Raw genomic sequence first — 13,053 nt, 5'->3', positions numbered from 1 at the left:
TCCGAATTTCATGTGAAAGCGTCACAGCATCCTCCCTTTTTGCCCCGACATTCCCCGCCCTCGCCTTTGATCGCGGCCCGGCCTTGCCACCGGATCGCGACGAATCGCGGGAAATTTCCGTCGTCGTTTTTTTGATTTGTAACCGGTTTCACGATGACTGTATAGGGGGAAGCGACACAGGATGACGAAATCGGGGACCAGCCGGTTTTGGCCGTTTTTTGGCCAATCCCGTGAGAATCTATAATGGGAATTGACTGGGAAGGACGAATCATGCCGCCGATTTCGCGCAACCTGACAAGCGCCACGCTTGCCACCCTTCTGGCCGCGGGATCGCTGCCCGCTGCCCCGCTGCACGCCGCTCCTCCGGCGACATCGACCGACGAGGCGCCTGTCGATGCTGCCAGCTGGCGCCGTGCCGACCCCGCAATGGATCGCTTCGTCGCCGATCTGATGGCGAAGATGACCCTCGACGAAAAGATCGGCCAGCTCACCCTACTCACGAGCAATTGGGAATCGACCGGGCCGACGATGCGCGATAGCTATAAGGAAGATATTCGCGCCGGGCGCGTCGGGGCGATCTTCAATGCCTATACCGCCCGATATACGCGGGAACTTCAAGCGCTCGCGGTCGAGGGTACGCGGCTCAAAATCCCTCTGCTCTTCGGCTATGACGTGATCCACGGCCACCGCACGATTTTCCCCATCTCGCTCGGCGAAGCGGCCAGCTGGGACTTGCAGGCCATTGAAAAGGCGGCGCGAATCTCGGCCACTGAAGCTTCGGCCGAGGGCATTCACTGGACTTTCTCGCCGATGGTCGACATCGCGCGCGACCCGCGCTGGGGCCGGATTTCCGAAGGCGCGGGCGAGGATGTCTATCTGGGCAGCCAGATCGCAAGGGCGCGCGTCCGCGGTTATCAGGGCGGCGATCTTTCACGGCCCGACACCGTCCTCGCCACCGCCAAGCATTTCGCCGCCTATGGCGCCGCACAGGCCGGACGCGACTATCACACCGTCGATATTTCCGAACGCACGATGCGCGACATCTACCTGCCACCGTTCAAGGCCGCGGTCGATGCGGGCGCCGCGACCTTCATGACGTCGTTCAACGAATATGATGGCGTTCCCGCGTCGGGCAGCCGCTATCTGCTCACCGATGTGCTGCGCAAGAGATGGGGCTTTCAGGGCTTTGTCGTAACCGATTACACGTCGATCAACGAAATGGTGCCGCACGGCTATGCGAAAGATTTGAAACAGGCGGGCGAGCAGGCGCTCGATGCCGGGGTCGACATGGACATGCAGGGCGCTGTTTTCATGGAAAATCTTGCCAAATCGGTCACCGAAGGCAAGGCCGATACGGCACGCATCGATGCCGCGGTAAAGGCGATTCTGGAAATGAAATATCGCCTCGGCCTGTTCGACGATCCCTATCGTTACGCCGACGAAACGCGCGAAAAGGCGACGATTTACAAGCCCGAGTTTCTGGAAGCCGCGCGCGATGTCGCGCGCAAGTCGATTGTCCTCCTCAAGAACAACGACAATGCGCTGCCGCTGGCGGCCAGCGCAAAATCGATCGCGGTGATCGGCCCGCTCGGCAACAGCAAGGAAGACATGATCGGCAGCTGGTCGGCCGCGGGCGACCGGCGGACGCGGCCGGTGACCTTGCTCGAAGGGATGCAGGCGGGCGCGCCCAAGGGGACGACGGTTTCCTATGCCAAGGGGGCGAGCTATGACTTCGACGATGCGGGCAAGACCGACGGCTTTGCCGAAGCGCTGGCGCTGGCCGCAAAATCGGATGTCATCGTCGCCGCGATGGGCGAGCATTGGAACATGACGGGCGAGGCAGCGAGCCGCACCTCGCTCGACCTGCCCGGCAACCAACAGGCGTTGCTCGAAGAACTCAGGAAAACCGGCAAGCCGATCATCCTCGTGCTGATGAGCGGGCGGCCGAACAGCATCGAATGGGCCGACGCGAACGTCGATGCGATCGTCCAGGCCTGGTATCCGGGCACGATGGGCGGCCATGCGGTCGCCGACGTGCTGTACGGACGATACAACCCGTCGGGCAAATTGCCGGTGACTTTTCCGCGCAATGTCGGGCAGGTGCCGATCCATTATGATATGAAGAATACCGGCCGCCCGATCGAACTCGGCGCGCCGGGGGCGAAATATGTCTCGCGCTATCTCAACACGCCGAACACGCCGCTTTATCCCTTTGGTTATGGCCTCAGCTACACCAGCTTCACCTATTCGCCGGTCACGCTCGACAAGGCCAAGATTCGCCCCGGCGAGCCGCTGACCGCCAGCGTCACCGTGACCAACAGCGGCGCGCGCGACGGCGAAGAGGTGGTGCAGCTTTATGTCCGCGACCTGGTCGGATCGGTGACGCGCCCGGTCAGGGAACTCAAAGGCTTCCAGAAGATCGCGTTGAAAAAGGGTGAAAAGCGGACGTTGCGCTTTACCTTGACCGACGCCGATCTCGCCTTCACCCGCCAGGATATGAGCTGGGGCAGCGAGCCGGGACAATTCAAACTGTGGGTCGGCCCGTCGTCCGCCGAAGGGTCCGAAGCCGATTTTGAACTGACGGAGTAGGGCCATGCCGCTTCGGTTCTCGCTGGCGATTGCGCTGCCGCTGGCATTTGTCGGTGCGGCGGGGGCTCAGTCCCCCGCCCGCCCGAACATCGTCTTCATCATGTCCGACGATCACGCCTATCAGGCGATTTCGGCCTATGGCTCGCCCGTGTCGAAACTGGCGCCGACGCCCAATATCGACCGGATCGCCAAAAATGGAGCCATTTTTACCCAAAGCTTTGTGGGCAATTCGCTGTGCGGTCCCAGCCGCGCGACGCTGCTGACCGGGCGGCACAGCAATGCGCATGGGTTCCGGCAGAATGGCAACAAGTTCGACAACAGCGTCTGGGTCTGGCCGCGCGCGCTTTCGCAGGCGGGTTATGCCACCGCGATGTTCGGCAAATGGCACCTCAACTATTCGCCCGCCGGTATCGGCTTCGACGACTGGAAGGTGCTCGACGATCAGGGCGAATATTATAATCCCGACATCATCACGCCCAAGGGCCGCAGCGTCGTCGAAGGCTATGCCACCGACCTGACGACGCAGTTCAGCCTCGACTGGCTGAAGACCGGGCGCGACAAGTCGAAACCCTTTGCGATCCTGATCCACCACAAGGCGCCGCACCGCAATTTCATGCCCGCGCTGCGCCATGTGCAGAAATATCAGGGTGTGAGCTTTCCCGTCCCGGCCAATTATTTCGACGATTATACGGGCCGCATGGCGGCGGGCACGCAGGAAATGAATATCTATCGCGACATGTATGAGGGGCACGACCTCAAGATGACGGTCGCCGAAGGTTCGGCGCAGCTTCGCTACAATCGCTGGCCGAACGCCTTTGATCGCATGACGCACGCACAGCAGGCCGAATGGGACGCGCTGATGCAGGCCGACAACGACCGCATGAACACCGCCAACCTGTCGGGCCGCGACCTCGCGATCTGGAAATATCAGCGGTACATGCAGCAATATCTGGGCACGATCGCCGCGGTCGACGAGGGCGTCGGCGCGGTGCTCGATTATCTGGAAGAAAGCGGCCTCGATAAGAATACAGTGGTCGTCTATACCTCCGACCAGGGCTTTTACCTTGGCGAACATGGGTGGTTCGACAAGCGTTTCATCTATGAAGAATCGATGCGCACCCCCTTTCTGATCCAGTATCCGGGGCATATCCGGCCCGGCACGCGGATCGCGGCGCCGATCCAGAATATCGACTATGCGCCGACCTTCCTCGACTTCGCCGGGGTCAAGGGACCGGCAACGATCCAGGGTCGCTCGATGTCGCCCTTGCTCGCGGGGCGCACGCCGTCCGACTGGCGCAGGGACGTTTATTATCATTATTATGAATTTCCGGGCTTTCACGCCGTGCGCGCCCATTATGGCGTTCGCGGCGAGCGCTACAAACTCGTCCGTTTCTATGGCGAGGGCCTCGACGCCTGGGAGTTTTACGATTTGCAGACCGACCCGAACGAGATGGACAACCGGATCGACGATCCGGCGATGAAAGGCGCGATCGAACGGATGAAGCGGCGCTTGGTCGAACTTCGCCGCGAATATGCGGATACGAGCGGTCCCGCGATCCGCTGACCGGCTTGCGGACATCGCCCGCGAGCGGTAGGCGCGGCGCGTGAGTCCCGAACCGCCATCCGCGTTCGCGCCCTTTCGCTATCCCGCGTTTCGGGCAATCTGGATCGCCAACCTCGCATCGAACATGGGGTCGATGATCCAGTCGGTCGCCGCGGCGTGGCTGATGACCGAGCTGACCGACTCGCACCTGCTCATCGCGCTGGTGCAGGCAGGCGTGACGATTCCCGTCATGCTGCTCGGCATTTTTGCGGGCGCGATTGCCGATAATTTCGACCGGCGGCGGATCATGCTCGCGGCGCAGACCGGAATGCTCATCGTATCGGCGGCGCTCACCGTGACGACGTGGCTGGGTGCGATCACGCCCTTGTCGCTCCTCTTTTTCACTCTTGCCGTCGGTTGCGGCACCGCGCTCAACGGCCCCGCATGGCAGGCATCGGTGCGGATGCAGGTGGGCCCCAAAGACCTGCCGCAAGCCATCGCGCTCAACACCATTGCGTTCAATCTTGCGCGCAGCGCCGGGCCAGCGCTCGGCGGGCTGCTCATTTCGATCGTCGGCACCGCTGCGGCTTTCGGCCTCAATGCGCTGAGCTATATCGCGCTCATCGTCGTCCTGCTCCGCTGGCATCCCGAAACCGTCCCGCCGCGGCGTACGCCGATGCTGTCCGCGATCGCCCAGGGCCTGCGCTTCTGCGCGCGTTCGGACCCCGTGCGCCGGGTACTCGTGCGCGGCTTTGCCTTTGGCTTCGGGGCGGCGGGTTTTCAGGCGCTCCTCCCCTCGCTGGTCCGCGACCGGCTCGACGGAACCGAAATCATCTATGGCCTGTGCCTCGCCGCCTTTGGCACCGGTTCGATCTTTGCCGCGCTGTGGGTGGGGCGCGTGCGACGGCGCTGGGGCAGCGACCGGGTCGTGACCGCCGCATCGCTGATATTCGCCGCCGCAATGCTGCCCGTCGCGGCCACCACCAGCCTGCCCGCGCTGATGGCCGCAGCGTTCGTCGCGGGCGGCGCGTGGGTATCGACGCTGACGACGCTCAACGTCGCGATGCAGCTGCGATCGCCCGACGAAATCCTGGGCCGCTGCCTGTCGATCTATCAAGCCGTGACCTTTGGCGCGATGGCGCTCGGCGCCTATGCCCTTGGGCTGATTGCCGACCTGACCTCGCTCCCCGTCTCGATCCTCGTGTCGGCAGGCTGGCTGCTGCTCTCGGCGCTGGTGTTGCGGTTCATCGCACCGATGCCCCGACGCGACGAAGGCCGCGTCCTGCCCTGACCGGTCAATGCGTTTCGTCGATGGTGAAGCGGCTGTTCGAAAGCTGCAACTCGTCGCCGCAATGGCTGCACGCCGCGATCATGCGCAGATCGTGGCCGCACGGCCGGTGCGTCAACAGCAGCGGCGGCCCGCGCTCGTCGGCGAACCAGCGATCGCCCCATTGCAGGAGCGCGAGCAGCACCGGATAAAGATCGCGCCCTTTTGCGGTCAGGCGATATTCGACGCGATCGGCGTGGCTCGAATAGGGTATGGTCTTCAAAATGCCCTGCCGCACCAGCCGTTCGAGGCGGCCGGTCAGGATGTTCGTCGCCATTAGCGTGTCGCGCTGTATATCGTCGAAGCGGTTTATGCGCGTAAACATCGCGCGGACGACGAGCGTTGCCCAACGGTCGCCGAACAGCTCGATCATCGTGTCGACCAGCGGGCGTCCGCCGGGACGCCGCGCAGCGACGACGCCGTTGAAGCGGCGGCGCTCGTAATGCGGCACGACCTGCGCCAGCCCCGGCCCCTCGCGCCAGTCGACGTCGCGCGGATCAATCTCGGCGCGGCAATGCGCGCACACCGGCACCGGCTCGGTCGCATGGCCGCAGGTCGCATGGTGCAGGCGAACCTGAAAATCGCGGCTGTCCGATTCCCATTTATGCTGCCAGCGCAGCATCATCAGGCCGTTGGGAAACTGATCGCGGCCCTTCTCGGTCAGCACATAGTGAAACCCGCGCGCACCCTTTTTCGGTACCTTGGCGAGACAATCCTCCTCGACCAGTTTCTTGAGCCGGCCATTGACGACCGAGCGCGCAAGCCCCGTGCGCGCCACAAACTCATCGAAGCTGTGGATGCCGAGGAACGTCTGTTCCATGAGCAACAGGACCGGCACGTCGCCGACGACATCGAGCGCGCGCCAGATCGAACAGGCCCTGATGGTGCGGTCGTGTTTCACACGCTCCCCTAGCTAAGACCGTCATCCCGGCCCTTCGACTGCCTTGGCAGGCGCTCAGGATAAACTTCAGCCTCTGGTTGAAGGCCGGGATGACGTCTTTAGGGCAAAGAATATCCGAATTGAAACACCATCCTCAAAAGCGTCCGGTCAGCTGAACCGCAATCGTGCGCGGGCGGTCGACGATGCCGTTATAGGCGTTGCCGGCGCCGCGCGTGATCGTCGTCGCGAGTGGCATCGAACTCCCCGTTTGCAGGATGCGCTGGTTCGTCAGGTTGCGCCCGATCAGCGCAATCTCCCACCGATCGTCGACCTCGGCGAGCGCCAAACGCGCACCGAGCTTTACATAGCCGTCCTGGTGCGTCCGCGGATCGAGGTTGGCCGCGGCGATGTAGGAGGAGGAGAAGTCGGCATTGACGTTCAGCGCGACCTTCATGTCGGTCGTCACCGGGGTGGTGTAATCGAGGTTCAGATTGCCCGACCATTTCGGGCTGAGGGCGTTGCGCTTGCCCGAATAGTCGCAAAAGCCGTTCGGTCCCGGCGTCTGCAGATAATAGCATTGGCCATCGGTGAAATTGGTGAATTTGAAGTCGAGATAGGCGACCGCGCCGCTGACGGTCAGCCCGTCGGCAATCGCGGCGCGGAAGTCCGCCTCCACCCCCTGCGTGCGCGCTTCGGCGGCGTTGCGGACGTTGAAGTTCAGCGTGCCGTCGAAGATATTGACCTGAAGATCCTTATAGTCGGTGCGATAGAAAGACAGGTTGAACGCGACATTGCGGCCCTTGTATTTCAGCCCGGCCTCGAAATTGTCGGCGCTTTCGTCCTCGAACTCGAACGCCCCGGGGCGCGCAACGGTCGTCGAGGTCGGCAGCGAGTTCGACCGGATGTCGAAACCGCCCGCCTTTGTCCCCCTGGCATAGGAGGCATAAAGCATCAGGTCATCGGTCGCGTCGAACTGCACGTTGACCATCGGGTTGAAGCTGTCCTCGCTGATCTTGCCCGAAATGCTGTGCGATTCGATGTTGAGCGCGCGAAACACCGCCGCCACGACGGGCGCGGGGGCGGTGCTGAGCGGTCCCTGCACGACGGCCAGCGTTCGGCTGCCGGTCTTTTTTTCATGGTTGAAACGCGCCCCGGCCGTGATGCGAAGCTGGTCGGTGAGCGAAAATTCACCCTGCGCGAAGCCCGAAACCAGGTCCGACTTCTGTGTGTAGTCGCGATCGTTGCGCGTGTCGCCGAGCGCATTGAACGGCGCGCCGAGACCAAGGAAGGTCGGGTTGAACCGCGTGAAATCCTGCACGTCGAGCTTGGCGTGCTGGTAATAGACGCCCGCGATATAATTGAACCTCTCGCCACCCGGCGAGGTCAGGCGCAGTTCCTGGCTGAACTGACGATAATCCTCGCGCAGATTGGTGCCGTCGAGGAAGCTGATGCCCGAAAAGTCGACGTCGACGATCTCGCGCGTCTTGTAATCGAGCAGCGACGAAACCGAGGTGAGCGTGTGGTCGCCGAGTTCCAGATCGGCATTAAGTGTTGCCCCGAAAACCTTGTTTTTGCTCTCGTAGCCATTATCCTCGCGGACATAATCGGGGTCGGTGCTGACAAAGAAGGGCCCCTGGAAAACGGCGTTGTAATTGCCGACGGCGCCGAACACGTCGCGCGGCTGCCCCTTCATTTCGAAGTCGGCATATTCGAGCTTGAGCTCGGCCGCGAACGGCCCGCCCTTGTCGAGCTCGAGCTTGCCGCGGACATAATATTCATCGACATTCGGCTCGTCGCGATCGAGCTCCTGGTTATGGAAATAGCCGTCCATCGAGCGGTGGTAGCCGACGACGCGCGCCTCGATCCCGTCGCTCAAGGGGCCCGAAAGGACGCCGGTGAGCTGGAATTCCTTGTGATTGAATTCATAAAGGCCGCTCACCGAGCCTTCGAACGCGTCGGTCGGACTGCGCGTCGTGATGTTGACCGCGCCCGCGATCGCATTTTTCCCGAACAGGGTCGGCTGCGGCCCGCGCAGCACCTCGACCCGTTCCATATCGACGAGCGGCAGGCGCGAAAGCTGGTCGCGGCCGTAATAGACGCCGTCGACAAACATCGCGACCGATTGTTCAAACCCCTTGTTGTCGCCCGACGCGATTCCGCGGATTGCGATGCGGTTCGCGATCGCGGTCTGCGTGATCTTGAGGTTCGGGACCGATGAGGAGATTTGTTCGAGGTTGGTCTGGCCGTAATTTTCGACCTGCTTGCCGCTGACCGCCGAGATCGAGATCGGCACGTCGGACAACCCCTCGGCGCGTTTTTGCGCGGTGACGATGATTTCTTCAAGCCCGCCCCTGTCGTCGGCGGCCGGCGCATCCTGCGCAAAGGCGGCAACGGGACTGACAAGCGCGGATGCAGCGAACAGCGCGACCAAATGCGTTTTCATAGACACTCTCCCTCCCACTATCGTCGGGTTGGCCCCGCGATGTTTTTCTGGCCTTGCGACTCATACCGTCTTTAAGTATCGTTATGCAAGTCAGATAATTTGAGAGAGGATGAAGAGTGCCGCAACACGGCTTGCCCCCCGCGCTGACGCGCAATTTGCGCCTGCCCGCGATTGCCGCGCCGATGTTCCTCGTGTCGGGTCCCGAAATGGTAATCGCGGCGTCGCGCGCCGGGGTGATCGGCAGCTTCCCTGCACCCAATGCACGCACGTCGGCCGATCTGGAAGATTGGGTGACCCGCATCGACGCGGCACTGTCGGGCGATCGCGATGCCGCGCCCTGGGCTGTCAATCTTGTCGTCCATCCGTCGAACAGCCGCCTGCCCGAAGACCTGGCCTGCGTCGTGCGCCACAAGGTGCCGCTGGTGATCACCGCGCTCGGCAGCCCGGCGCGGGTGGTCGAGGAAATCCATAGCTATGGCGGGCTGGTCTTTGCCGACGTCAATTCGGTCGGCTTTGCGCGCAAGGCAGCAGCAGCGGGGGTCGATGGACTGGTTCTCGTCGCTGCGGGCGCGGGTGGGCATACCGGCGCCACCGCGGGCTTCGCCTTTGTCGAGGAGGTGCGGCAATTCTGGGACGGCCCGCTGGTACTCGGCGGCGCGATATCGACGGGTCACGCCGTCCGCGCCGCCGAGATTTTGGGGGCCGACCTTGCCTATCTCGGCACCTCGCTGATCGCCTGCGCCGAGAGTATGGCGGTGCGGCCTTACAAGGATATGGTCGTCGCGGCGGGCGCCGAGGACATCGTTCCTTCAAAGGGCATCACCGGAGTGACCGCCAACTGGCTGAAATCAAGCCTGATCGCTGCGGGCTACGATCCCGCCAACATGCCCGAGGACAAGCGCCCCAACTTCTCCGACGCGCAGGATGATGCGAAGGCGTGGAAGAATGTCTGGTCCGCCGGGCAAGGCGTCGGCGCGGTGCGCGCGGTCGAACCCGTCGCGGCGATCGTCGATCGCCTCGTTTCCCAATATGATGCCGCCGCCGCGCGACCACGCTTTGCCGCCGCCGAAGGAGTCCCCGCATGACCGCCGAGCTTGTCGACACGATCACCTCCACGATCCAGCCGAACGACCATCCCTATATGAAGGGCGCGTGGCGCCCGACCTATAATGAATGGAACGCGATCTTCGCGAGCGGCGATGCCGAGGTGATCGGCAATATCCCGACCGACATCGACGGCGTTTATGTGCGCACCGGCGAGAATCAGATTCATGAGCCGATCGGCCGTTATCACCCCTTCGACGGCGACGGATTCATTCACGCCATTTCGTTCAAGGATGGCCGCGCGAGCTATCGCAGCCGCTTCGTGCGCACCAAGGGCTTCGAGGCCGAGAAGGAAGCCGGCCGCTCGCTCTGGGCCGGGCTGATGGAACCGCCACACAAATCGACGCGCCACGGCTGGGGTGCGCAGGAGTGGCTGAAGGATTCAAGCTCCACCGACGTTGCGATCCATGCGGGCAAGATCATCTCGACCTTCTATCAGTGCGGCGAAGCGTATCGGCTCGATCCCTTCACGCTTGAACAGTTCGGTACCGAAAGCTGGGTGCCGCTCGACGGTATTTCGGCGCATTGCAAGGTCGACCTCGCGACCGGCGAGCTGATGTTCTTCAATTACTCGAAACACGCGCCCTATATGCACTATGGCGTCGTCGGGCCGGACAACAGGCTCAAACATTATATCCCCGTCCCACTCGCCGGGCCGCGCCTGCCGCACGACATGGCATTCACCGAGAATTACACGATCCTCAACGACATGCCGCTCTATTGGAACGAGGAGTTGCTGAAGAAGAACCTGCACGTCGTGCAGTTCCACCCCGACCAGAAGACCCGCTTCGCGATCATTCCGCGTCACGGTCAACCCGAAGATATACGCTGGTTCGAAGCGGCACCAACCTACACGCTCCACTGGCTCAACGCGTGGGAGGAAGGCGACGAGATTATCCTCGACGGCTATTATCAGAAAGAGCCGATGCCGAAGTCCTATCCCAATGCCCCGGAGGGATTGGAGCGGATGATGGCCTATCTCGATCAGGGGCTTTTGAAGCCGCGCCTCCACCGCTGGCGCTTTAATTTGAAGACGGGCGAAACGACGGAGCAACGCCTCGACGAGCGCGACCTCGAATTCGGCATGTTCAACCACCGCTACGCCGGTAAACCCTATCGCTATGCCTATAGTGCGATCCCCGAGCCGGGCTGGTTCCTGTTCCGCGGGCTGGTCAAGCACGACCTCAATGCGGGAACGAGCGAGGAATATGAGTTCGGCCCCGGACGCTTCGGGAGCGAAGCGCCCTTTGCGCCCCGCATCGATGCCAGGCAAGAGGACGATGGCTATCTCGTCTCCTTCATCGCCGACCTCGAAACCGATCGCTCCGAATGCGTGTTGATCGACGCGAAAAATGTCGCGGCCGGGCCGGTGTGCCGGATCATCCTGCCCGAACGCATCTGTTCGGGAACGCACAGCGTCTGGGCTTCGGGCGACGACATCGGCATGGGCCCGAACAGCGTGCTGGCCGCCTGATATGATCGTCGCGGGAGAGGATAAGCGGCGGCAATATCGGGAAAGCGGCTGGTGGGGCGACCGGACTTTCGCCGACCTGTTCGCGGCCAATGCGGCGGCGCATCCCGACCGGCTGGCGCTCGTCGACGCGCCCAATCGCGGCGATTTCGCTTTCGGCGAGCCGCAACGGCTGAGCTATGCGGAGCTGGAAGCCGAGATCGACCGGATTGCAGGCGCGCTGGTCGTCGCCGGGATCGGCAAGGACGATGTGCTGCTCGTCCAGCTGCCCAATATCAGCGAATTCGTCGCGCTCTATTTCGCCGCGGCGAAGATCGGCGCGATCGTCAGCCCCGCCGCGGTGCAATATCGCAGCCATGAACTGAAGGGCATGATCGGCGTCGTCGAGCCCAGGGCATTCGTCTGCGCGACCGATGTTAAGGGCTGCGACCATGTCGGCGTCGCACAGCCATTGCTGGGCGGCGTTCGGCTGATGACCTTTGGTCCCAATCCACCTCCCGGCGCGCTCGACCTTTCGTCCGCGCCGGGGGACGGGAAAGCGCTCGCCGCGCATGTCGCCGCCACCCCCATCGACGCCGACGATATTTTTACAATCTGCTGGACCTCGGGCACCACGGGCGTCCCCAAGGGCGTACCGCGCAGCCATAACCACTGGATCGCGGTCGCCGGTGCAGGATATGAGGCGATGAAGGTCGGGCCCGGCGATGTGCTGCTCAACCCCTTCCCGCTTATCAACATGGCCAGCATCGGCGGCATCACCATGTGCTGGCTGACCAGCGCGGGGACGATGGTGCTGCACCATCCCTTCGATCCCGGCGTGTACCTCAAGCAGATCGCGACCGAACGTCCGAGCCTGACGATCGCACCGCCTGCGGTGCTCAACATGCTGCTGCAGAATGAGGCGCTGCTCGCCTCGGTCGACCTGTCGAGCCTGCGCGTCATCGCGTCGGGCTCGGCGCCGCTCGCGCCCGCGATGGTGCGCGGTTTTCAGGAAAAGCTCGGCATCATCATCGTCAACGTCTTCGGGTCGAACGAGGGGATGAGCTTCATCACCGGCGAGCGCGACATGCCCGACCCCGACAAGCGCGCGAGCCTGTTCCCACGGCGCGGCACCTATCGGCGCCCCTATGGCGAGGGCCGCGCGCCCAATATCGAAAGCCGACTCGTTCCGCCCGGCGGGGGCGATCCGATCGAGATCGACGGCGTTGCGGGCGAATTGCAGATCCGCGGGCCGACCTTGTTCGAGGGCTATCACAACGCCCCCGATCGGACCGCCGAGGCCTTCACCACCGACGGCTGGTTCCGCACCGGCGATTTGTTCGAGATCGCCGAGGTCGGTGACTTTTATCGCTTCGTCGGGCGCTGCAAGGACCTGATCATTCGCGGCGGGGTCAACATCTCGCCCGAAGAGATCGACCAGCTGCTGGGCGGCCATCCCCTGCTTGCCGAGGCGTGCGTCTTTTCGCTTCCCGACCCGACGATGGGCGAGCGCATCGGCCTCGCCTATGTCCCGCGCGGCGCCGACGATGTGGGGATCGACGAGGTCGCCGACTATCTGCGCGGCCACGATCTCGCGGTGTTCAAACTGCCCGAACGGCTGTTCCGCTTCGACGCGCTGCCGCGCAACGTCACCGGCAAGGTGATGCGCAGCAATGTGCGCGAACAGGCGCTCGCCACTCTCGAAAAGGAAGCCTGA

8 protein-coding genes are annotated in these 13,053 nt (G+C 63.0%); 6 read left to right on the top strand and 2 right to left on the bottom strand.

Features of this window, described 5'->3' with window-relative positions; translation table 11 throughout:
* Positions 1 to 270: 270 nt before the first annotated feature.
* From bglX to RIA72_RS16155, 3 genes are read left to right on the top strand one after another with little or no spacing between them, the layout of a single operon-like run.
* A complete protein-coding gene (gene bglX, locus RIA72_RS16165; protein WP_350033092.1) occupies positions 271 to 2,589 on the top strand; it encodes a beta-glucosidase BglX in 2,319 nt (772 codons plus the stop codon).
* Positions 2,590 to 2,593: 4 nt separating this feature from the next.
* Positions 2,594 to 4,153 (top strand): sulfatase family protein, encoded by a 1,560-nt coding sequence (locus RIA72_RS16160; protein WP_350033091.1) that lies wholly within the window; start codon positions 2,594 to 2,596, stop codon positions 4,151 to 4,153.
* A gap of 40 nt (positions 4,154 to 4,193) precedes the next feature.
* Entirely contained in the window at positions 4,194 to 5,423 is a 1,230-nt protein-coding gene (locus RIA72_RS16155) for an MFS transporter (RefSeq protein WP_350033090.1), read from the top strand.
* 4 nt (positions 5,424 to 5,427) lie between these two features.
* Here the strand turns inward: RIA72_RS16155 and RIA72_RS16150 are convergent, their stop codons facing one another.
* Positions 5,428 to 6,360, bottom strand: a complete 933-nt coding sequence (locus tag RIA72_RS16150) for a winged helix-turn-helix transcriptional regulator (protein WP_350033089.1) — start codon at positions 6,358 to 6,360, stop codon at positions 5,428 to 5,430.
* Between the two features lie 133 nt (positions 6,361 to 6,493).
* Positions 6,494 to 8,782, bottom strand: a complete 2,289-nt coding sequence (locus tag RIA72_RS16145) for a TonB-dependent receptor (protein WP_350033088.1) — start codon at positions 8,780 to 8,782, stop codon at positions 6,494 to 6,496.
* Between the two features lie 116 nt (positions 8,783 to 8,898).
* Here RIA72_RS16145 and RIA72_RS16140 point away from each other — a divergent pair, with 116 nt between their 5' ends.
* Genes RIA72_RS16140 through RIA72_RS16130 form a run of 3 tightly spaced genes read left to right on the top strand, consistent with a single transcriptional unit; the run spans position 8,899 to position 13,053 of the window.
* Complete coding sequence (locus RIA72_RS16140; protein WP_350033087.1) at positions 8,899 to 9,867, top strand: NAD(P)H-dependent flavin oxidoreductase; 969 nt, start codon at positions 8,899 to 8,901, stop codon at positions 9,865 to 9,867.
* Positions 9,864 to 11,360: a carotenoid oxygenase family protein gene (locus tag RIA72_RS16135; protein WP_350033086.1), complete on the top strand. Its 1,497-nt coding sequence runs from the start codon at positions 9,864 to 9,866 to the stop codon at positions 11,358 to 11,360. Before RIA72_RS16140 ends, RIA72_RS16135 begins: the two co-directional genes overlap by 4 nt.
* Before the next feature lies 1 nt (position 11,361).
* Positions 11,362 to 13,053: a class I adenylate-forming enzyme family protein gene (locus tag RIA72_RS16130; RefSeq protein WP_350033085.1), complete on the top strand. Its 1,692-nt coding sequence runs from the start codon at positions 11,362 to 11,364 to the stop codon at positions 13,051 to 13,053.

It is taken from the genome of Sphingopyxis sp. (assembly GCF_040216815.1).
GTDB lineage: Bacteria > Pseudomonadota > Alphaproteobacteria > Sphingomonadales > Sphingomonadaceae > Sphingopyxis.
This window is presented reverse-complemented; position numbering and strand designations above follow the sequence as displayed.